The 21,272-nt window shown below is 38.9% G+C and carries 27 protein-coding genes and 1 CRISPR repeat array; of the genes, 4 read left to right on the plus strand and 23 right to left on the minus strand.

Going from position 1 to position 21,272, the window contains the following annotated elements; all coding sequences use genetic code 11:
- Positions 1 to 15 precede the first annotated feature (15 nt).
- The 4 genes from ACIQVU_RS08620 to ACIQVU_RS08635 all read right to left on the minus strand — a co-directional run bounded on the left by ACIQVU_RS08620 (position 16) and on the right by ACIQVU_RS08635 (position 3,442).
- Positions 16 to 183: a hypothetical protein gene (locus tag ACIQVU_RS08620; RefSeq protein ID WP_340805609.1), complete on the minus strand. Its 168-nt coding sequence runs from the start codon at positions 181 to 183 to the stop codon at positions 16 to 18.
- A 64-nt stretch (positions 184 to 247) separates the two neighbouring features.
- On the minus strand, positions 248 to 1,012 hold the full coding sequence (locus tag ACIQVU_RS08625; RefSeq protein ID WP_402895003.1) for a patatin-like phospholipase family protein: 765 nt from the start codon (positions 1,010 to 1,012) through the stop codon (positions 248 to 250).
- 173 nt (positions 1,013 to 1,185) lie between these two features.
- Positions 1,186 to 2,394, minus strand: coding sequence for a serine/threonine transporter SstT (gene sstT / locus ACIQVU_RS08630; RefSeq protein WP_402894960.1), 1,209 nt, complete (start codon positions 2,392 to 2,394; stop codon positions 1,186 to 1,188).
- Positions 2,395 to 2,605: 211 nt separating this feature from the next.
- Positions 2,606 to 3,442 (minus strand): aldo/keto reductase, encoded by an 837-nt coding sequence (locus ACIQVU_RS08635; protein ID WP_340805606.1) that lies wholly within the window; start codon positions 3,440 to 3,442, stop codon positions 2,606 to 2,608.
- Positions 3,443 to 3,570: 128 nt separating this feature from the next.
- Here ACIQVU_RS08635 and ACIQVU_RS08640 point away from each other — a divergent pair, with 128 nt between their 5' ends.
- The 3 genes from ACIQVU_RS08640 (at position 3,571) to ACIQVU_RS08650 (ending at position 5,557) form a co-directional block, all read left to right on the plus strand.
- Complete coding sequence (locus ACIQVU_RS08640) at positions 3,571 to 4,278, plus strand: DNA alkylation repair protein (protein WP_402894963.1); 708 nt, start codon at positions 3,571 to 3,573, stop codon at positions 4,276 to 4,278.
- A 117-nt stretch (positions 4,279 to 4,395) separates the two neighbouring features.
- Positions 4,396 to 4,875, plus strand: a complete 480-nt coding sequence (locus ACIQVU_RS08645) for a DUF2975 domain-containing protein (RefSeq protein WP_402894966.1) — start codon at positions 4,396 to 4,398, stop codon at positions 4,873 to 4,875.
- 94 nt (positions 4,876 to 4,969) lie between these two features.
- Positions 4,970 to 5,557 carry a copper amine oxidase N-terminal domain-containing protein gene (locus tag ACIQVU_RS08650; protein ID WP_340805603.1) on the plus strand — a complete coding sequence of 196 codons (588 nt, stop codon included), beginning with the start codon at positions 4,970 to 4,972 and terminating at the stop codon, positions 5,555 to 5,557.
- A gap of 32 nt (positions 5,558 to 5,589) precedes the next feature.
- On the opposite strand, the gene ACIQVU_RS08655 is transcribed toward ACIQVU_RS08650, so the two are convergent.
- The 7 genes from ACIQVU_RS08655 to ACIQVU_RS08685 all read right to left on the minus strand — a co-directional run bounded on the left by ACIQVU_RS08655 (position 5,590) and on the right by ACIQVU_RS08685 (position 9,351).
- Positions 5,590 to 5,877: a hypothetical protein gene (locus ACIQVU_RS08655; protein WP_340805602.1), complete on the minus strand. Its 288-nt coding sequence runs from the start codon at positions 5,875 to 5,877 to the stop codon at positions 5,590 to 5,592.
- Positions 5,878 to 5,984: 107 nt separating this feature from the next.
- The gene (locus ACIQVU_RS08660; protein ID WP_402894970.1) at positions 5,985 to 6,761 is read right to left on the minus strand and encodes an N-acetylmuramoyl-L-alanine amidase; all 777 of its coding nucleotides are present in this window, start codon (positions 6,759 to 6,761) and stop codon (positions 5,985 to 5,987) included.
- Between the two features lie 82 nt (positions 6,762 to 6,843).
- Entirely contained in the window at positions 6,844 to 7,665 is an 822-nt protein-coding gene (locus ACIQVU_RS08665) for a DnaD domain protein (RefSeq protein WP_340805599.1), read from the minus strand.
- 99 nt (positions 7,666 to 7,764) lie between these two features.
- On the minus strand, positions 7,765 to 8,184 hold the full coding sequence (locus ACIQVU_RS08670; RefSeq protein ID WP_340805597.1) for a hypothetical protein: 420 nt from the start codon (positions 8,182 to 8,184) through the stop codon (positions 7,765 to 7,767).
- 65 nt (positions 8,185 to 8,249) lie between these two features.
- Positions 8,250 to 8,558 carry a hypothetical protein gene (locus tag ACIQVU_RS08675; RefSeq protein WP_340805595.1) on the minus strand — a complete coding sequence of 103 codons (309 nt, stop codon included), beginning with the start codon at positions 8,556 to 8,558 and terminating at the stop codon, positions 8,250 to 8,252.
- A gap of 91 nt (positions 8,559 to 8,649) precedes the next feature.
- Positions 8,650 to 8,940, minus strand: a complete 291-nt coding sequence (locus ACIQVU_RS08680) for a DUF5316 domain-containing protein (protein ID WP_402894974.1) — start codon at positions 8,938 to 8,940, stop codon at positions 8,650 to 8,652.
- Positions 8,941 to 9,045: 105 nt separating this feature from the next.
- Positions 9,046 to 9,351, minus strand: coding sequence for a hypothetical protein (locus tag ACIQVU_RS08685; RefSeq protein WP_340805593.1), 306 nt, complete (start codon positions 9,349 to 9,351; stop codon positions 9,046 to 9,048).
- A 149-nt stretch (positions 9,352 to 9,500) separates the two neighbouring features.
- Between ACIQVU_RS08685 and ACIQVU_RS08690 the strand changes: the two genes are divergently transcribed.
- Positions 9,501 to 9,689, plus strand: a complete 189-nt coding sequence (locus tag ACIQVU_RS08690; RefSeq protein ID WP_340805592.1) for a hypothetical protein — start codon at positions 9,501 to 9,503, stop codon at positions 9,687 to 9,689.
- A gap of 189 nt (positions 9,690 to 9,878) precedes the next feature.
- Here the strand turns inward: ACIQVU_RS08690 and ACIQVU_RS08695 are convergent, their stop codons facing one another.
- The 12 genes from ACIQVU_RS08695 to cas4 form a co-directional block, all read right to left on the minus strand.
- Positions 9,879 to 10,034 carry a hypothetical protein gene (locus tag ACIQVU_RS08695; protein ID WP_340805591.1) on the minus strand — a complete coding sequence of 52 codons (156 nt, stop codon included), beginning with the start codon at positions 10,032 to 10,034 and terminating at the stop codon, positions 9,879 to 9,881.
- Between the two features lie 143 nt (positions 10,035 to 10,177).
- Complete coding sequence (locus ACIQVU_RS08700; protein ID WP_340805590.1) at positions 10,178 to 10,798, minus strand: NAD(P)-dependent oxidoreductase; 621 nt, start codon at positions 10,796 to 10,798, stop codon at positions 10,178 to 10,180.
- 64 nt (positions 10,799 to 10,862) lie between these two features.
- On the minus strand, positions 10,863 to 11,249 hold the full coding sequence (locus ACIQVU_RS08705) for a hypothetical protein (RefSeq protein WP_402894979.1): 387 nt from the start codon (positions 11,247 to 11,249) through the stop codon (positions 10,863 to 10,865).
- A gap of 20 nt (positions 11,250 to 11,269) precedes the next feature.
- On the minus strand, positions 11,270 to 11,527 hold the full coding sequence (locus tag ACIQVU_RS08710) for a hypothetical protein (protein ID WP_340805588.1): 258 nt from the start codon (positions 11,525 to 11,527) through the stop codon (positions 11,270 to 11,272).
- A 129-nt stretch (positions 11,528 to 11,656) separates the two neighbouring features.
- A complete protein-coding gene (locus ACIQVU_RS08715) occupies positions 11,657 to 12,340 on the minus strand; it encodes a DUF1963 domain-containing protein (protein WP_340805587.1) in 684 nt (227 codons plus the stop codon).
- A complete protein-coding gene (locus ACIQVU_RS08720) occupies positions 12,330 to 12,905 on the minus strand; it encodes a DNA-3-methyladenine glycosylase I (RefSeq protein WP_340805585.1) in 576 nt (191 codons plus the stop codon). The genes ACIQVU_RS08715 and ACIQVU_RS08720 overlap by 11 nt, the downstream gene beginning before the upstream one ends.
- Positions 12,906 to 12,919: 14 nt before the next feature.
- Entirely contained in the window at positions 12,920 to 13,507 is a 588-nt protein-coding gene (locus ACIQVU_RS08725; RefSeq protein ID WP_340805584.1) for a class I SAM-dependent methyltransferase, read from the minus strand.
- Between the two features lie 161 nt (positions 13,508 to 13,668).
- The gene (locus ACIQVU_RS08730; protein ID WP_340805583.1) at positions 13,669 to 13,860 is read right to left on the minus strand and encodes a hypothetical protein; all 192 of its coding nucleotides are present in this window, start codon (positions 13,858 to 13,860) and stop codon (positions 13,669 to 13,671) included.
- A gap of 335 nt (positions 13,861 to 14,195) precedes the next feature.
- Positions 14,196 to 15,668: a right-handed parallel beta-helix repeat-containing protein gene (locus ACIQVU_RS08735; RefSeq protein ID WP_340805582.1), complete on the minus strand. Its 1,473-nt coding sequence runs from the start codon at positions 15,666 to 15,668 to the stop codon at positions 14,196 to 14,198.
- 222 nt (positions 15,669 to 15,890) lie between these two features.
- Positions 15,891 to 19,233: direct repeats of the CRISPR family, unit length 29 nt; unit sequence ATTTACATTCCACATAGTTAATAGAAAAC.
- A gap of 266 nt (positions 19,234 to 19,499) precedes the next feature.
- Positions 19,500 to 19,763 carry a CRISPR-associated endonuclease Cas2 gene (cas2, locus tag ACIQVU_RS08740; protein ID WP_340805581.1) on the minus strand — a complete coding sequence of 88 codons (264 nt, stop codon included), beginning with the start codon at positions 19,761 to 19,763 and terminating at the stop codon, positions 19,500 to 19,502.
- 1 nt (position 19,764) lies between these two features.
- Positions 19,765 to 20,751, minus strand: a complete 987-nt coding sequence (gene cas1b / locus ACIQVU_RS08745) for a type I-B CRISPR-associated endonuclease Cas1b (RefSeq protein WP_340805580.1) — start codon at positions 20,749 to 20,751, stop codon at positions 19,765 to 19,767.
- A complete protein-coding gene (gene cas4, locus ACIQVU_RS08750; protein ID WP_340805579.1) occupies positions 20,748 to 21,260 on the minus strand; it encodes a CRISPR-associated protein Cas4 in 513 nt (170 codons plus the stop codon). The genes cas1b and cas4 overlap by 4 nt, the downstream gene beginning before the upstream one ends.
- Positions 21,261 to 21,272 lie beyond the last annotated feature (12 nt).

Raw genomic sequence — 21,272 nt, forward strand, 5'->3', positions numbered from 1 at the left:
CCTTTTACGTTATATTTATTTTTTACGTGCTGAGGATTTTTTCGAATCGTTATGGTTATCTGCATTGTTCTTTTGCTCCTGTGTTAACGCATTATCTTCACGCACATCTAGATCATCTGGACTTAAATCCATCGCCAATTCTGCCAGCTCCGACTCACGCTTATATTGCTTTCCCTTTGTCACATCATCACCTCCAAGTAGTATTACCTTGCCCTACTTGCCTCAATTTATGCCCTATTTTCACAAGTTAGCTTTTGGCATTGAGAGTGTGACGAATAGCTTCAATGGATTGCTTTGTAACAGCTTCTCCTGCCGCCATACAAAATGCTAGCTCTTTGCCAAAGCGAATTTGCTGGAAGCCTAAATCTGGCCGTAAAATTACATCGGCTAATTGCAGTTCTTCCTTCACCATCTTTGCGCTCATCATATCAATCGTATTCATTAAGGAATCAATAAAATGCCTTGTCGTTCCTTTGGCAAAGGACTCTGCGCAAATATTAACGGCAATCACAATATCCGCCCCCATACTTTTCACAAGCGCGGCAGGGACTGGATGCACAACGGCTCCATCCACCAATGTTTTGCCTTCATAATGCACAGGCTTCATCACAGCAGGAATGGCAGAGCTCGCCTGCATGGCATGGGCTAGAGAGCCTTTTCGCATAATATGTGCCTCGCCTGTCGCCAAATCGGACGCCACAGCCGCAAATGGCGTCGGTAATTCTTCAATTAAACGATGCCCTAAGTATTGCTCCGCAAAGCTGATAATCGGGGTATTATGCACAAAGGAACGAATGGATAGCGCTGGACGTACCAATTTTCCCCATGTTACCTCTGCACAAATCTTTTTTACCTCTGCAACAGACATCCCAGCAGCATAGGCACCTCCAACAATTGCGCCAACACTTGTGCCTGCAATCATATCAATCGGGATGCCCTCTTCCTCCAGCACCTTTAGTACGCCAACATGTGCCTGCCCTCTTGCAGCACCACTGCCTAATGCTAGCCCTATTTAATGAGCAAATAGTAAAATGCAAAAATCCACCCTTTATCACCTTCCTTTGAAACATTCAAAGCCTTATCCCGCATTATAATGATGGAAGGTTAAAATTAGGTTAAAAAATAAAGTTTTTGGCAAATAAAAAATACCTTTCCTCATACTCCTGAGAAAAGGTACTTTGTTGTTTATGATTGTCGTTCCTTTGCATACTCCGCAGCCGCTGTAAAGACAATGTCTGATGATGAGTTCAACGCTGTTTCACAGGAATCCTGTACAACGCCGATAATAAAGCCAATTGCTACAACCTGCATCGCAATATCATCCGAAATGCCTAATAAGCTACAAGCAAGTGGAATTAATAATAAGGAGCCGCCCGGCACACCTGATGCACCAGCCGCTGATACCGCTGCTAGTACCATTAAAATTACCGCTGTTAAAATATCTACTTCAATGCCGAGCGTATGTGCTGTTGCCATTGTTAACATCGAAATCGTCACAGCCGCTCCCGCCATATTAATTGTTGCGCCTAATGGAATGGATACTGCATATGTATCTTTATTGAGCTTTAGCTTTTCAGCTAACGCCATATTGACTGGAATATTGGCAGCCGAGCTACGTGTAAAGAATGCCATTGTGCCGCTTTCCTTTAAGCATGTTAATACAAGTGGATATGGGTTGCGACGTGCCACCACAAAAACCATCAATGGATTGACCACTAAAGCGATAAAGAACATTGTTGCCACTAAAATAATAATTAATCGTCCATACTCTGCCAATGCCGATAAGCCTGTTGATGAAATAATATCAAAAACAATTCCCATAACCCCAATAGGTGCTAAGCTAATAATCCATTGCACAATTTTTGTTACAGCATCTGATACATTGCTAAGCATTGTTTTGGTTGTGTCACTAGCTGCCTTTAATGCAATCCCAAATAACACTGCCCATGCTAAAATACCAAGATAATTCGCATCCATAATGGCACTAACAGGGTTGGATACAATATTAAATAAAAGTGACTCTAATACTTCTGTAATCCCACTTGGTGGAGCAACTTCCTCCGCACCTGTTTTTAATGTGAGCGTTGTTGGGAATAAAAAGCTGACAATAACCGCTACTAATCCTGCTAAAAATGTACTTGCTAAATAGAGCGCAATCACCATCTTCATATTTGTTGCCTTGCCACTCACATGGGATGCCAGTGCATTAATCACTAAAATAAATACAAGGACAGGCGCAACAGCCTTTAATGCCCCTACAAATAGCGTTCCTAAAATGGACACGCCACTTACTGCCTCTGGAACCGTTACTGCTAAAAGTATACCGACAATAATCCCCACCACAATGCGACTAACGAGATTGATACGGTTCCATGTTTGAAATAATGCCTTCATTTCCTTCCTCCACAATCCTTAGATGTATAATTATTTTATTGTAAAATAATCATACAATGTATATTACAATAATACAACTGTATTTTCTAAAAAAACAAAAGTGTTGATATATAATATTTAAAATATATTTTATTTTCTGAATATATTATTATATAGATAATATTAAGTAAGCAGCCTCCCCACTCAAAGCTATTGAGTGAGAAGGCTGTTTTTAAAACTCCTCGTATTCGGCAGGGTCTTGATTGTTAATGCGACCTGCTGCGCTTGTCAGGGAGGAGATTACTTGCATCTCCTGTTCATTTAATGCAAAATCAAAAACTTGGAGATTTTCAAGCTGGCGTTTTGGTGAAGCTGATTTTGGTAATGGCACAGTGCCTAGTTGAATATGCCAGCGTAAAATAATTTGACCAGGTGTTTTGCCGTGTTGATGGGCAAGCTGGAGTAGTTTTTCGTCTTGTAGCACAGTGCCTGAGCGCTCCAGCGGGCTCCATGCCTCTGTCACAATGCCGTGTGATTGGTTATAGGCAAGCTGCTCGACCTGCGAAAAGCGCGGATGTAATTCAATTTGATTGATGCTTGGGGCAACACCTGTTTCCTGTACTAAACGATCAATATGCTCCGCATTAAAATTACAGACGCCGATGGAGCGCACTAAGCCCCATTTTTTGGCGTCAATCAATGCTTGCCAAGCCTCGACATACAAATCCTGCTTTGGATTTGGCCAATGAATTAAATACATATCTACATAATCGACATGTAAGCGATACAATGATTCCTGAATGGTTTTTAATGCCCGATCATAGCGATGATGTCTGCCAGGCAGCTTAGATGTTACAATAATTTCCTCTCTAGCAACAGAGCTTCTGCGAATCGCCTCACCAACTGCTCCTTCATTTTCATAATTAAAGGCCGTATCAAGCAGGCGATAGCCATTGTCTAAGGCACTTTGGATAGCCGCTACACCTTGTGCGCCATTTAATGCATATGTGCCGAGTCCTATACTCGGAATTTGTAGCCCATCATTTAATGTAATTGATGGAATTGTCATACTATCACTCCTTCTGCTTTTTCTCTAACACTACCATAAGCTTACTATTCAAATAAAGCGCAAGCCATGACAAATAGGTACTTCTTATAGGATAATTAGTAGTAATAATAAAAAGGATGTGTGAATCAATGGACGCAGCAACAGTGATGCAGGAGCTAGAGGCTCTGGGCAAGGAGCGCACGAAAAAAATGTATCTATCAAATGGGGCGCAGGAGCCATTATTTGGTGTAGCAACAGGTGCAATGAAGCCTCTCGCAAAGCAAATAAAGATTAATCAAGCTTTAGCAGAGGAGCTTTATGCAACAGGCAATTATGATGCTATGTACTTTGCAGGGGTAATTGCAGACCCGAAGGCAATGACAGCGGCAGATTTTGACCGTTGGATGGACGGGGCTTATTTTTATATGCTGTCGGACTATGTGGTAGCCGTTACATTGGCGGAAGCACCTATTGCACAGGAGGTTGCGGATGCATGGATTGCAAGCAGTGATGAGCTGCGCATGTCAGCGGGCTGGAGCTGCTACTGCTGGCTAATTGGCAATCGCAAAGACCATGAATTTTCCGAAAGCAAGCTTGCCGCTATGCTGGAAACGGTGAAAAATACGATTACTGAGGCGCCTCCACGTACACAGTCAGCCATGAATACGTTCCTCTATACGGTTGCTATTTCCTATGTGCCGCTTCATAAGCAGGCTGTCGCAACAGCACAAGCAATCGGACCAGTGGAAATGAAGCGTGACAATAAAAAAAATGCCACTCTCCATGCCTATGAAACGATTCAAAAGGATATAGAACGAGGCAGAGTTGGCTTTAAACGCAAATATGTAAGATGTTAAACGACAGGCATTGATCCGTAATGGATTGATGCCTTTTTGTTTTGCAATATTTTTTTATTGATAAACGATAAATTTTATTTTAAAATCAATCTATCACAAAATAAACGAGGTGTTATGATGAAACGTCAACAAGGAGCGCTTCTGTTCTTAAAGGGTGTTGTGATCATGCTAGGTGTGGCTGCTTTGGCTGTAGCGCTATTTGGATTACCAGAAATAGCAAGGAAAGATGCCGCAGCACATCCTGATACAACCTATATATCCTATCTTTTTTTACTGTATGCATATATGCTCTGTGTGCCATTTTTGATAGCACTGTATCAAGTCTATCTGCTATTCACAAATATTAGTCGCAATCAAACATTTTCTGCCTCCTCTATAAAGGCTTTAGTCAAAATTAAACATTGTGCACTCAGCATCGTGCTACTTCTTGTAGCAGGCATTGTGACATCGCTCATTGTCTTTTATGGCAAAGAAGATATGACAGCTATTGTGATGCTGGCGCTTATCAGCATTTTGGCAACAAGCATTGTCGCAGCCTTTGCCACGGTGCTTCAGCGGCTATTCCAACAAACCATTGACAATCAATTTATTGTCTAGATAGCTGCATATTCATTTATTTACAATAAAAATATATCAAATTCCATTTTTTAATAGTATAATGCTTACATATTTTAAAAATTGGAGGATAACTATGAAAAAATTGGTTTTATTGATGGCAATGCTTACAGTATTTTTGACAACAGCCTCTATTGCTGAGGCGCATCCAGGACGTTTAGACAGCAATGGCGGTCACAACTGCTCCGACAAATCCAAGGCAAAGGGGCTTTGCTCTGGCTACCATTACCATAACGGTGATGCTGGAAATAGTCATAGCCACAATCCGCAGCCACCAAAGGCGACGCCAGCTCCAGCACTTACAAAGGTTGCCGTTTACCTAAATAACACAAAGCAAAACTATGCACCTGGCGCTTATATGAAAAATGGCACAACATTAGTACCAATGAAAGCTATTTTTCAATCACTTGGCGCAACAGTTTCTTATGAAAATGCAACAAAAAAAGTAACTGCCATCAAGGACAATAAAAAAATTGTCATTGGCGTTGGCAATAAAGTCGCATATGTTGATACAAATGGCGCAACATCTACCATTACACTTAATCATCCTGCTGAAATTTATCAAGGAACAACAATGGTGCCACTACGCTTTGTCAGCCAAGCACTCGGTGCAAATGTCACATTTGATGAAGCAACATTAACAGTTCATATTGCAACAAAATAGCCTTACCCGCGATCAAAAAAAGCAGCGTCCTTTTATGGATGCTGCTTTAAGTCAAATTGGTATTGCTTATTAATTTTTTGCGCGATTGTTTCTAAAAATAGGGCGACTGTCATATTTTCAACTTCATTGGTATACCATGCTAGCTTAGCTCCGTAGTTTTTGCGATTATAATTCACCTTTAGCGGCCAGAAATTTTTTGTTGCATACGTGTAATCAAACTTTACATAAAGCTGTTTGCCATTGGGACACTCCATCACAACTTGATATAATGGTTTTTTTCTTGCTTGTTCCAACTTTACCTTTTTAATTTTGGTTAACATCGAAACATCTCCTCTCTTATACCTTATTCGACAAAAATTTTCAAAGACCTTTATTTATTAAAAAAAGGATAAAGCTTACGATTCTAACAAGCTTTATCCTTCTTCGATTAATCGGCAATAAATTTATCGTAATAACGTTTAAGAATCGTTGCCATTTGTTCGCGCGTTAACACGCCTGCTGGATTCATATTTTTACTACCATCTCCTCGAATCAATCCTTCCTTCACTGCCCATTCCCATGCCTCTTTATGCGATGCACCTACATTTTGATTTGACTGGATGCTCGCTTTTTCTACAAGTAAGCTTTTTAAGGCTGCGATTTCCTGCTTTAGCTCATTGTACTGTGACAATGTTAATCCCCCCTCAAGTCCATATTGAATATCTTGTCGGAACTGCGCCTCAGAAATCCCCATGCTCCCTAAGTAACTAAATGGATCACGGTGCGTTGTACCACCTAAATTGTCAGTAATCCAGCGATGTGATTTAATGCCATTCCCATTGCCATCTAATATCGTCGGAACGCCTGCCTCTATCGCCAGCTTGCGTAAGAGCCAAATATATGCCGCATAATCCTTGTGAAATTGCTGCGGATCAGCCGTTCGTGCCAATTCCACCTGTGCATAGCTATAAGGATTCCCCCTTGGACCACAGCCATATTGCACACGATTGACAGGTGCTACTTGTACAATCCGCCCACCACCACCAACCCAGTGGGACACAAAGGCATTCGCTTTATTGCGCCTCATATACGCAATCTCATTTTCTAATGCATTTGGCCCTGTATTACTAGGATTGCCTGATTCATGGGCGACAATATATTTAATCGCGGTGAGCGGTAGATTCGGCAAGCCAGACATCAACTGCTTTTCAATAATATAGCTCAATCTCCGTCCCTCCTTTCCTTTATTTTTCGTGAATACAAAGCTATTCACTTACTTTTAATAAATGCACGTAAATCTATATTTTCTAGTTAATTGTGCTTTCGCTCCTTTCTTTTACATCCTCTAGCATCGCCAATATTTTTTGACGCTCTGCTGCAAAATCAATGGTGGATGGCTGTTCCTCCTGCTGCTGATGACGCTGGTAAAACCACTCTGGCACCACCTCACGCCTTTGCCCTCTCCTAGATGCTTGAAATTGCTGTCTATCTGCTTGAATGTCCGCCATATTTTTTAGCTTTTTCGCATGCCAGTTTTGCAAAATTTTTTCGACATAGCGCCAGCGTAGCACATTATTTTCCACAGCAAGCTGCATCGCATAGATCATGATCTCCTCTGAAAAAATCGTTAGCCAGTGATGCATTTGGGTTGTAATATGGGCTGAACGAAAGCCAAAGCCCTGCTGCTCATAAAATTGATAAACAGCAGTAGGTGCTTGCTGATTATCTATCTTTTTTAGTAACTGGTTAGTTAGTAATTGATTATTTAGTAGTGGCGGCTTTTCCATTGGTGGTAATGCCGTGGATGGTTTTCCCGTTAACGGAATGGCAGCATGAGGCGGTGCTTCAAACACAAAAAGCTCCACCCTGCTAAACTTTCCCTTCGCCGTCCTTGACTGCTCCTTTTGCAAATAGCCTGCCTGCATAAGCTCTTTCACAATATTGGTGGTTGCCTCCCGTCCGCATTTACTGCGCGTTGCTAAATCTGCCATGCAAAATGACCAATCATCGGGCAATGACAGCATATACGCAAGCAGCCCCTTTGCCTTCCAGCTTAAGCGTGGATCATTTAAAAAGCCCTTATCTAACACAACAAAATTGCCCTTTTTCGGCACTCGATAAATAGCCATCGCCATTCCCTCTTTCCGCTTTATTTGTTATATACAAAAAAATGCAGGAAAAAGGACATTTTAAGGGCATAAAAAAAGACATACCTTGGCAGTATGTCCTTACTCATAAAGTTCCTTATAGACAATCACTTTTAACGCAGCGATTTCCTCTGCTGATAATTTTCCTTGTACTTGCTGCAGCGCTTCCTCTTTGGTCATCGAGCCATCCTGCAATTTCACACGAATATCATTTAGCTCTGTAATGCCTACCTTTTGAATTAAGACCTTCGTTGCCTCTTCCTTTGTCGTAAATGGCAATGTGCTGCTATCGACCGTTTGAGCCTCCTCCATAAATGCCTTTAGCTCTGGATCATTTTCAATCGTTTGCTTAATCTCTTCCATTTGCCCGCTATTCTCTAATTCTGTTGAGAGCGTATCCACGATTTTTTCAGAGGCAAATTTTGTACCGAAATGAAGTACGCCATAGCCAGCAATACCAAGAAAAATCACCAAAACAACTAGAAATTTTAGTATTCTCAACGGCTCACACTCCTTTATCCACATCTATCATACTATAAGCGTGGGTCGTTGAAAAATAATCACCTTTATTTCACGTACTTTAAATATTTGCGTACAAATTCCACAATATATAAAACTTCTTCCTCCGTCATCGTTAATAGCCTACAAACACGCTGTAATCTAGCGGGTGAGGCTAATTGCTGGCGTACTTGATGGATAAACATATATTTGCATTTCCGCGGATTGACCTTATCTCGAATTTGCTTATAGCGCGTATAGGCATAGCGTGCAAACGCATTAAGCATTTCCCGCTCCTGCTCATCACGCTGTACTTTTTTCGCTGCTTCATCAATCGCCTCTGTATCAAATAGCCATGTGCCATCTGTTAGTTGCATTGTACCACCTCTCTATTGCAAATGTACTTATTGTTAGTAAATGCAACTAAAAAGGACACACCTAGTTAGATGTGACCCTTTTACATGATTTTCATGGATAGAGCGTATACGCAATTATAGCAACGATAAGATTCGGCACAGCAAGCAGTAATGCACTTGTCATCACGCCATGACGTGTATATCGGCTTGCTGTTGTTTCTGTGGCAAAGTTCGCACGCATTCGATCTCCGCTTACTAGCGTACCAGACAAGAGCATCGATACGGCAAGGAATATAAAGCCTAGTATACCTGGCAGAAAATAAGCTCTTTCTGCACCCAATAGCATCATCGAAACGACAACACTTAACACCGCCACAATCGTGCCAATCACTGCATATTTCATAGCCATCTCCTCCCGTTATACCCTTATTCTACCACAAAATTCTTTCTTTAAGTGGATAGAACGCTTGAACTGGCGGATAGGATGCTCGAATTGACGGATAGAACATTATTCGGTTGGTTCATGTGCTTGCTGTTCTTCGATTTCATTTTCTTGAATATCAAAGAGCTGGCTAAATTCCTGAATAACCATATCAATGGCTTTTAATTCACCGACTAGAAGCTGCTGAATGGCTTGAAACTCTGGTTGCTCTAATTGCTGTTTAATTGTGGCACGCTTGACATGCAGCATTTCTAAAAAAGTAATTGCTTTGCCACGACGGAATGTTTTAGCACCGCGTTGTGGAGCGCCGCCCTCCATGCCTCGATGACGTCCTCTGCGATGATGCCCTTCTCTAAAACCTTCGCCTCTCATTATAAAACTCCTCCTTTTGTATACATACGCATACATTAATTAAGATAATTGTATACAAAGGTATACATTTTGTCAATCAAACATATTGCTTTTATAGTGAAACATAGAATAGGAGTGTAAGGATTTTAAGGATAAGGGAGGTAAGGTGATTGAAGCGGGGCATCGCAATCGGTGCTTTATTGATACTGTCTGGCATGTTTTTAATTGGGATGCAATCGTACTACAATCAAAAGGAAATACAAATTGCTAGCAAGCTATGTCTGGAACATGGAGGACAGCCAACCATTATTAGAGATTACTTGGCACTGAATTACTCCTTTTCATGTCAAAGGGACTAGTAGCTGTACATAAAAGCTTAATAGAATCAATAAGAAATTTTTATCTAGCCTGTAGACAAATGGCTAGCGTAATAAACTATATTGTCATATATATAGTAATGTAAAGTGAATCTAGCTTTACTGAAACACTCCTGTTTTGAGGTCACTTTCCAATAGAGAAAGTGGCCTTTTTTCCAGAAAAAAAAGACGTCACGTTGACGCCTTTAATGTTTGATCAATATCCTCAATTAACCGATCCACATGCTCCTTTGTAATTTTTATCGTATATAACTCTGTTGTGTCATTTTCATGGTGACTTGTTAGGTGGTGAGGATATTGGCAATTATTTATGATCTCTTTGTCCATACAATCACCTCTACATACTATATTCAACGTAAAGTATAGCAAACCTTCTATAAAAAGGAAAATTTCTATATATTTTTCACTCTTATGAATATAGTGTTTAAATTAGGTAATTAAGTTCACATAATTGCCATATCCCCTTCTTTTTAATACGCAATACCTACACGCGTATTAAGGAATTTCTTACTAAAAATTTGCTCGTAGGCAAAGTCGGCTGTGTCGGCGACTGAAATATGTGTGCCGCCCTCTGGCAAAAAGTTGCGTTCAACGCGGTAGCTACCTGTGAGGTCGCCATCAGGTAAATAAGTGGGGCAAACAATTGTCCAATTCATTGTTGATTGCTGTAATTGCTCAAACACATATTGATGCTCCTGCGCGGCAAAGGTAGATTTGCGCTTTGATTCACTGGATTGATAGCGCAGCAGCGTTGGTGTTACACGGCTTTGCAATATGCCTGCTGTACCAATTGTAATAATGCGTGTCACATTATGCTCAGTCATTGCCTCTAGAATAAGTGGGATGCTGGCGGATAGTGTTGTGCTGCCATCGGTATTAAGTGCGCTTACCACTACATCTATGTGCAGCATCGCCTGCTCAAGTGCCTGTTTATCTAATACATTGCCTTGAACAATGCGTAACTGTGGATGATGGACTGGCATCTGGCTTGGGTTACGCACAAGGGCTGTGACATGGTGCTGCTCCTTTAAGGCTCGTGTGACAAGCTGCCTGCCAACACGTCCTGTAGCCCCTACTATTAAAATATTCATGATTGCCACCTCTTGGAAAGAGGCTGTGCAAAAAAGATGATCCCTTTTTACACAGCCCCGTTGTTTAATTGATTTCTAGTAATTCTATATTCACAATAAATGGATGCATGTGATGTGTAGCTGTTAGTTTATTAATAATGGATTGAATTTTGCCTTCCGCGCTTTTATCAATTTCTGCGCCATCGTGCAGTTGAATTGTAATAATTTGATAGTTTGGTGAATCAATTAAATAGCCAATCGTACTGTCAGGAGAATAGCCCGCTTCTCGCAATGCCTCTATCACTTGCTGGGTAAAATTGGTTGCCTGTAATTTTTTACTTAGCTCCTCGGCATAGAGAGCAGATGTGTGTGTATTTTTCGGTGCGGCTGTTGGCTGTTGCTGTCCCGTCCACACAAAGATAACCATCAATAAGCATAACAGCAGGAAGAAGCCTTGCATCATCTTCTTCATCCATACGCTCCATTTCCTTTTTAAGATTCATTGACAATTACTTTTACAGTCGGCTCTAGCTTTCCTCTATACATGTCACCCAAATAAGCAACCTCCACCACAATGGCTCTTGGCTCAAAGCGCTGAATACATTCAATGAGGCGTTTAGTATTAATTTTTCTCATGCTATAACAAGGTAGGGCAAATGTCGATAAAATAAATGCTACATTTTGCAAAATACCATCCACGCCTGTAGCATTGCCATTTACATAATTTAAAGCAGTTACTTGATGTGTCATTCTATCAACCTTTCTTCTACGTTCATACTTCTTGTGAAAAGAGCACTTTGTTATTTATGCTAATCGCTCTAAAATTATGAACGCTACTGCTCTATACCCTGTTCCTTGTCGCTCCAAACAGCGCTAGTTCTAGTAAAAATCGCAATGCACACGCCACAGCCGCTTGTTTGGATTGTAGAAAAAATAAAAATTGCCATGATCAACAATATTGAAATTTGCCTTAGCATCTGAGGCAACCTGCAGCACAAACGGATAATCCTCACCAAAATCATAGCCACTTTGGCAGAAGGTTGGATAGCCACCGATTTTATGCAGTGGATAGAGCGACTCGACAATATCATCAAAATAATCGAGCTTGCCCTCCTGCTCCAGTTGTAAAATCTTATCCTCCAGCTGTGATGGTATACCGCCTCCACCCCATACTGGATAATCATTTGTCACTTTTTGCGGTACAAGTGGAAAGGCACGGATAGCGGGGTGCTGCCATTCACGCCTCACTAAGCCATCCAATGCTGGATATGCACGAATCACAAAATAAGCGCTTAAATCATCCTCCACTAAATAATCAACAATATCCTTATGCACAAATAGCGTTATTAATTCCAGTGACTGTAACGCTTGAGGGCGATAGGGTAAATCCTTTAAAAAGAAGGTGGCAAGCGGCTGAAACGCTGCTGGCTGCTGCTCCTCTGGTAAGGACCAACCGACATAGCCAAGCCAGCTTTCCAAGAGCTGGTGTGTTGGTCGTATACCACCTGTTTGAAAAATCGTCGCCTGCTTAGCAAGCTGTGTCTGGATGCTCTTAATGGTCATCTGTAGCCTCCGTGCGACGGCAGCAGCAATCCATTGTATGATCGTTTACCATCCCTACAGCCTGCATAAATGAATAGCAAATAGTGCTCCCCACAAATTTAAAGCCATCCTTCTTTAGCTGCTTACTCATACGCTCGCTAAGTGCTGTGGTAGCAGGCACTTCCACAATGGATGACCATTCATTAATTATCGGCTGATGCTCAACAAATGCCCAAATATAATCGGAGAAAGAGCCATGCTTTTCTTGTATATGTAAAAAGGCTTTAGCATTTGACACCACGCTCGCAATTTTTAATTTATTGCGGACAATGCGTGTATCCTGCTGTAATGCTGCGAGCTTATCCTCTGTATAGTTAACAACCTTTTCAGCATCAAATTGGTCAAAGGCCTCTCGGTAGCCCTCACGCTTTTGTAAAATTGTCCACCAGCTTAAGCCAGCCTGTGCCCCCTCTAAGCAAAGCATTTCAAATAGCTGCTGGTCATCATAAACAGGCACACCCCATTCCTTATCGTGGTATTCGACATATAATGGCTCATCCAGCTTTACCCATGCACATCTTGTCATTGTGATTCCTCCCATTATTTAATGGCTGTAATACATAGCCATCCTTTACTAGCTTTTTCAGTAATATATACGGTTCGAAAGCCTAGTTGCTCCAATAATTGCTTGACAGCATCAGGTGTTTGATAGACTTCCATATGCGTTTGCATTTTATAATGCTCTGCCATTACAATCAATTTCCCGCCATTTTTCAGCACGCGCTTAATTTCTTTCATTGCTTGCTCGAGTGACGGCCAAAAATAATGTGTTTGAATCGCTGTAATTGTATCGAAAAAGTGATCCTGATATGGGATATGGGACGCACATGCCTTTGTCACGATAATACGTTCATTCCCCCTGTTCAGCCTTAGCGATTCCTTGACAGCCTGCTCGGAAATATCAATCCCATAAATTATACCATTTGGGTTTAGGTTCGATAAAATTTGCAGCATCCTCCCTCCACCACAGCCAATATCTAATACACAATCACCATTATTGATTGCCCCCTGCCTCATAAACCAAGCATACATACCTTGATGTGCCCGATTCATGATACGCAGCATCCATGCACCTACCTTGCCAGTGGGGGTTTTTGCCTGCTCAATAAATGTTTGTAATAATGACATGATAAAATTCCCTCGCTTTAAAAAGTAATGTGAGATATGCATTTTTTTGCCAATCAGCCCTTACTAGTTTGTACGTTTTTACAGGAATTTTGTTTCGTTATACAGCAAAAAATCACAAATGTTTACATGGACACATTTGTGATTTTTCATTATGTCTAGATTTAATTTAAATATGTATTATTAGAAATATTTTGTTCGCGTTCTTCCATAATTACATGCACGATAAATGCAAGCTGCTGTTCGATGCGCATATTATTAAGATGAAAAATATCAGCAATGATACTTTTTTGCTTTTCTGCTAAATCACTTTCCTCCAATAGCAGCATAATTTCTTCTTTTGTCAGCCCAAACATATTTTGTCACCGCATCCTCTCTTGTTGTTTATTATTGTAAAATCATGACATATACTTTTTAACGAACGAAACAACACCTTAATTATGAACCATTTTTACTAATTATAGGCTAAAACATGGAAAATAATCAATCGATGGTGGAGGTTTATTTAATAAAATTTTTACATTCATTAAAAAATTTTATTATTTGTATTATAATTTTTTTGACTTTCTTATAATATTTCGGAATATTACCTACATTTTAAATAGGCTGTCTATACCATTCTATGTCGAATTTTAGTATTTTTCGTCTATTATATCCATAAAAAAAGTAATTTCAAATTTGAAACTACTTTTTATTGCACATATTTTGTTGTTATACGAGAGGTTGTATCCTTTTGCCATGTCGCCGTATTGTCACAGCCCTGCACATATAATTGACTACGCTCCTGCACAACCGCGGGTATTTTCAGCGCATGAACATCCGTATGGCGCATTTCCAATAATGATTGATTCGACAAGGCTAAAAATGGACGTGCTGCCTGATCCACCTGGCAATATTCAATTCGCCCCATTGAGCGATCAGACCAGACAATGGCATAGGGGCTTGTTATCCCGTTTTTGAAATGGCTATGGGCTACCTCAAAAATAGCATCAATACACGTAATCCCATTTTCTTGCATTTGCTCAAAGGTGCAATGCTGTGTAAATAAGCGTGCCTGATTAATGTAAACATGATGACTTTTCAGCTCACGCATCACGGTATGCTGCAAGGTAATTTTAGCATGCTCATTGCCATAAATACCACCTGACTGTCCAAATTGTAGGGTGGATCGCTGTAGCTGAAGCCCGCTTGCATCCACAATGATATGGAATTGCTGATGATGTTGAATTTGGCATTCCGTCATCGTCACATCCGACTCCTCCACAATCATCACACCCACTGCCATGCCATTTTGCACGCGACATTTCCGCAGCTCAGCCTGACTATTTTCCACCAATATTTGTGCCTTTACATGACGGTAAAACTGACAATCATAAAGCTTTGCCTCTGCCTTTTCGCCAAGGTATAGCCCGTGCCCCTGCCCATCCGCAAATGTACAATCCGATAACATCAGCTCACTGCGATGCACCATGAGCGTGGTGTCAAGATGCTCCTTTAGCTCACAGCCATCCATTCGCAAGGTGGCACTATCAAAAAGCTGTATCCCCACTCCTTGCCCTTGATGAATTAGACTATTGGTGATAGTAAGCTGGCTGGAGGCTGCCATAACCTGTGCCTGCTGATGCCCATGAAGCTCACATTCATTCATTGTTAGCTGAACATGACGTATCGCAAAAATTCCATGCTTTTTCCCCTCCAGCAGCATACAATTCGTTAAGGTCAGCTCACAGTTTTGCGCAATAATCTGTGCCTTCTCATGATGCTCAAAGGTTGTATCGACCAAGATCACGCTTGAGCCATTTGCCACCTTTAGCCCAAAATGATTAAGCGGTGTTGCCAGCACAGCACAATTTCGCATTAACAAGCTGCCATAGCTAACCATAATTTGTGTGCGAATCAATTGCTCCTCAATCACACAATTTTCTAGCTGTAAATCGCCTTTAACATAGATGCCCTGCCCCTGACGAAAACGCAAATTACGCATACTGACATGTGTTTGATAGCGAATAAACACGCCACCTTTAATCGTCACATTGCCTACCCCATAAAACGTCAGCCGCTTCGCAATATCCAAGCTTTCCTCATAAATACCATCCCGAATTTCAATCGTATCGCCCGGCGCTGCCTCTTCAATCGCCTGCCCGATACTCTGATACCGATGCATAATGCTCCTCTTCACCACAAGTGTTGCCATACACACGCTCCTTCAGCATAAAAATAGTCATACCCTATTTATATACCGAACACACTGATAATTATTCAATGATTTACATTCCACTTGGATAATTGAAAACCACATACCAATAACCATCGCTGTGTCGCCCGTTGGCATTTACATTTCCTTTAAAACCGTTGGAAGCTTCAAACACAATAATTGCCGCCTCGCTATTACATTCTACATAGTTAATAGAAAACACTTCCGAAACAATGTTATTATAGATTCAGAAAGGATTTACATTCCACATAGTTAATAGAAAACGCGTAGATTGAAATAGTTTTGTCAAAATTTTTGACGAATTTACATTCCACATAGTTAATAGAAAACAGTTATCTGACACAGATGACCCGTTACCGCATGATAATTTACATTCCACATAGTTAATAGAAAACGATTTTTACGTGTAGAAACTATTTGGATGAAGTATATTTACATTCCACATAGTTAATAGAAAACATTAAACTGCCAAAATCGTCATACATTTCAAATGTATTTACATTCCACATAGTTAATAGAAAACGCAGTTCGATGAAGTGATTAATTGCGCCTTGCCTTGATTTACATTCCACATAGTTAATAGAAAACGCTACAAGGGCAAGTAGGATAAGATGGTTTGTAGATATTTACATTCCACATAGTTAATAGAAAACGTACCGGGCGCAGATGCTACAGATAAGCCTAAGCGATTTACATTCCACATAGTTAATAGAAAACTGGTTCCAACCCTAAAACTTGTCTATTTTTGTTAATGATTTACATTCCACATAGTTAATAGAAAACTCAAAGTTAATCCTAAGATAATCATTCCTATTAATTAATTTACATTCCACATAGTTAATAGAAAACTGATGAGCTTGACGAGTTAAATGCGGATCATTATGATTTACATTCCACATAGTTAATAGAAAACGCGTATCCCTACCATGAAGTAGCGCTCACGATTTTGATTTACATTCCACATAGTTAATAGAAAACCTATGCGAATATGGAGTGGCAGACACATATGTTGTCATTTACATTCCACATAGTTAATAGAAAACTATCAGAACATTGAGGTTGCTACTGTGGATATGAATGATTTACATTCCACATAGTTAATAGAAAACTATGTAGATTATTTTTATATGAATCAAGCCCAAAGAATTTACATTCCACATAGTTAATAGAAAACTGATACTCTTTCTGCATTTGAAAAAAATAATTTATATTTACATTCCACATAGTTAATAGAAAACTTGATGATAATGATGTGTCAATAGATTGAAAAATTTACATTCCACATAGTTAATAGAAAACCCGTAAAGACGTTTTGTATAAAAGTTATGATTATATACATTTACATTCCACATAGTTAATAGAAAACGCATCTCGTTTTCTTGCATTCCTTTCAGCTTGTTCTAATTTACATTCCACATAGTTAATAGAAAACTCCACCGTCCCCACAATGCCAAGCATTTCGATTAAAATTTACATTCCACATAGTTAATAGAAAACTGTTCGTGACAATTGGTTTAAGGTCAGAGTTGATTCATTATTTACATTCCACATAGTTAATAGAAAACTCCATGCGTAAATATTCATTAAGTTGTTTTTCAAAATTTACATTCCACATAGTTAATAGAAAACGTACCGGGCGCAGATGCTACAGATAAGCCTAAGCGATTTACATTCCACATAGTTAATAGAAAACTGGTTCCAACCCTAAAACTTGTCTATTTTTGTTAATGATTTACATTCCACATAGTTAATAGAAAACCTAGCTTAATTGATAAGGATAACGCTGATAGCATTGATTTACATTCCACATAGTTAATAGAAAACGAATGTTTAGGAATGTTCGATAAATATGAAGATAAAAATTTACATTCCACATAGTTAATAGAAAACTCAAACGGTTTCAAGTGGTCACGTTTCAATAAATGTATTTACATTCCACATAGTTAATAGAAAACAAACGGATTGGACTTTTTAACGGTTACGTTGCCTAGATTTACATTCCACATAGTTAATAGAAAACTGGATAGGGGGGTATGTTAACATTTTGGAAGTAATATTTACATTCCACATAGTTAATAGAAAACCGAGTGCCACAATCATTTTCCACGCTGTTGTATCAAATTTACATTCCACATAGTTAATAGAAAACGCAAAGAGTTGCGGTATCGCGCTTGGATTACTGTTACATTTACATTCCACATAGTTAATAGAAAACGCTTAAATCGCTGTACTGTTCCTGCATCATAAAAGCAATTTACATTCCACATAGTTAATAGAAAACTATATAGCCCGCTTCGCCTTTTTTATCATAAAAATATTTACATTCCACATAGTTAATAGAAAACGTAGAAATTCAATAAACAATTAAGTCACTCAAACGAGATTTACATTCCACATAGTTAATAGAAAACTCAACGACAGGTGCGGTTACTGATAAAACATCAAGATTTACATTCCACATAGTTAATAGAAAACGAGAATATGTTAAAGCAAGCTTATGCAGTAGATAGTAAATTTACATTCCACATAGTTAATAGAAAACGAAAGAAAATGAGCCAGATGAAACGACTGAAGATGAATTTACATTCCACATAGTTAATAGAAAACTTATGAACGTTTTGACTTGAGCCTTTCACCGTTGCCGATTTACATTCCACATAGTTAATAGAAAACTTTTCCCAAAATTCATCTGCTTGTTTTTCTGTATTATTTACATTCCACATAGTTAATAGAAAACTGGTTCTGCAACCGTATCATACAAGGAATGACTAAATTTACATTCCACATAGTTAATAGAAAACAATCGCAATCTAATAGAATTACGCCAAAGGATAATAATTTACATTCCACATAGTTAATAGAAAACCGCTAAAGTCACGCGCTAACTCTGCGAGTGCTAAGTATTTACATTCCACATAGTTAATAGAAAACGCTATAGCGTTTCCAGACGATGAGCAACTACAAAATTTACATTCCACATAGTTAATAGAAAACTGAAAGGAGGTAGTAGAGAGTGGCAGAGAAATATAATTTACATTCCACATAGTTAATAGAAAACGAATTTAATAATGCGCTCGCTACCACTTCCTCAACTGATTTACATTCCACATAGTTAATAGAAAACTGATAGATTACGAAAACGTTTCTTGAATTTAGAAAAATTTACATTCCACATAGTTAATAGAAAACGAATTTCACTTTCTAAATCCAAAACGACCATACCTTATTTACATTCCACATAGTTAATAGAAAACTTAGCACAAGGGAATTACCATAGTCGATACGACCCAAATTTACATTCCACATAGTTAATAGAAAACAGACACCGACAATCAACGAGTGACATGTCAAACTTGATTTACATTCCACATAGTTAATAGAAAACGGTTTTTTCTCAAAATTTCAGCAAAACAAACTCTTGATTTACATTCCACATAGTTAATAGAAAACGGGTTTTCGCAAGGCACGATACAACGCTATGTAGAATTTACATTCCACATAGTTAATAGAAAACCCACCTTAATCATAATGAAAAAACCCTTATTTTTCAATGGTTTGGCGGGGTGGGGGTAGCCGTGAATTTAAGTAATTTGCAGTCAATCGGTAATTGAAAAATTCGTCCTTGACATTAATGTGCCGTAAAGCTAGATATGGTGTGCTTTGAAGTGGTTTTGTGTTAAAAAATGATTCACTGCAATCTTCTAAAAAAGAGAATCTATTGGATTCCACTTTGATAAGCATCGGTTGAATCCAATAGATTCTCTATGTCTTATGCACTCTCTATAAAAACATGCTTTCAAAATCTTTTTCTACACCGTAGACCGTTTTTTTCATATTTTTTGGATTAGCAATTCGATAGACATAAATAGAATCGACATTGGGATTGGCTTTTGTGGCGAGCTCAGCTAAGCATTGCTTTAAAAGCCCTTCTGTAATTTCGCCTTCAAATAAGGAATTTTGTGTCCATGTTAAATACTTTTTCAAGACTTTATGAACTTTTCCTACACGCTTTACATCCACATCATAAGCGATTAGTACATACATCCTACCACCACGCCTTCAATGCTTTATAATCTTCATCTCCAATTAGATGCTTAATGAGCTTATAACATTCTAATCGAATTAAAAAACGATATGACGTTTGTCTGTTTAATTTTCGATGTTTAACTGTTGTGTTCATGCGTTTTTCAAATTCGGCGATAAAAATTTTACGCCCCATTTCATTTAACAGGCAAATATGCTCTTCAACATATTCAAAATGTTCCGCACGAATCATCTTTTTATTAATTAACATAAAAATCAAATTATCCATTATTAATGGTTTGAAAATTTCTGCTAAGTCTAGTGACAACGAATATCTTCGTGAACCTGGCTCATGCAAATAGCTAATTGTTGGATTAAGTTGTGTTTTATACATTTCAGATAGTACAGCTGTATACATCAAACTATTACCAAATGAAATAAGTGCATTGATAGGGTTGGTTGGTGGACGTTTTTCTCGTTTTGTAAATTGGAAATCAGGATTTTTAATAACCGAATTAAAGCATTGGTAATAAGTAAAGCGAATTTTCCCCTCAATTCCCATTAAAGTTTGGATGTCACAAGCCTCAGCGACTTGGCTCTTTAATTGCTCAATTTCATTGATGAATGGCTCGACTTCCTCTTTGTATCGCCGAACATTGCGCAATATATGGTGAACGCCACTATAGATAAACTGCTGTGCGATATATAATCGTTTATCCAAATCAAGCACATGTGCAGCCTGCTGGACATCAAGAAAGCCCGCCACTTTTTTTCTTCGAGGTGTATAGCTACCAGAATAGTAGCCATAGTAATTATAAAAATGAATGTTAACATCTTTTTGATTCATCAAGTTAAAGAAAGAGGTATTAAAGTCCATCTCCGCAAATACATGAAGGTTTTCTGTATTTTCGATTGGTAATGCTTTTTTTGTGCCATCCTCTAGCACTAAAGAAATCGTAGAATCTTTTCTCTGGATTCTTCCATTATTAAATAAATAGACATTTTTCATTCCTCTTCACCTACCCAACAGAAAGAATAATAAGCACATTTAGTACAATACCTAAATTTTTTCTTCTTTGGTGGCTTGTCTAGCTGAATAATTTGTTGAATTTGAGCTAACCATTGTGGAATTTCTTCTCGATTTTTATCTGTTAATTCAATTTCGTCTACCCGCTTTTCTTTCGGATAGTGTATTTTCCCCTTTCGATAAATCCCCATTTGTTCTAAAACAAATAAATAGTATAGAAGCTGTGCCCTATCTGCCTCTTCCATTTTACTGCTTGATTTCACTTCTCCGACATAATGCTTGTCCATCATATCAATACGAATCAAATTATCAATTAATACTTCCTTCGATTTTTGACGCTGATAGGACGTGTCGTGCAGCACTTTCCCTTGTTGTACACGATCATCTTCCTCCTCAAAGCCGAGCTGATGGGCATGTAACCATAACTTCCGTTCGCATACTTTTAAATATTGAACTTGCAAGCCAGTTGCCTTCAAATCTTCAAATTGCATATGCTTTCACCC

Source organism: Lysinibacillus sp. NPDC098008 (assembly GCF_044760715.1).
Lineage (GTDB): Bacteria > Bacillota > Bacilli > Bacillales_A > Planococcaceae > Lysinibacillus.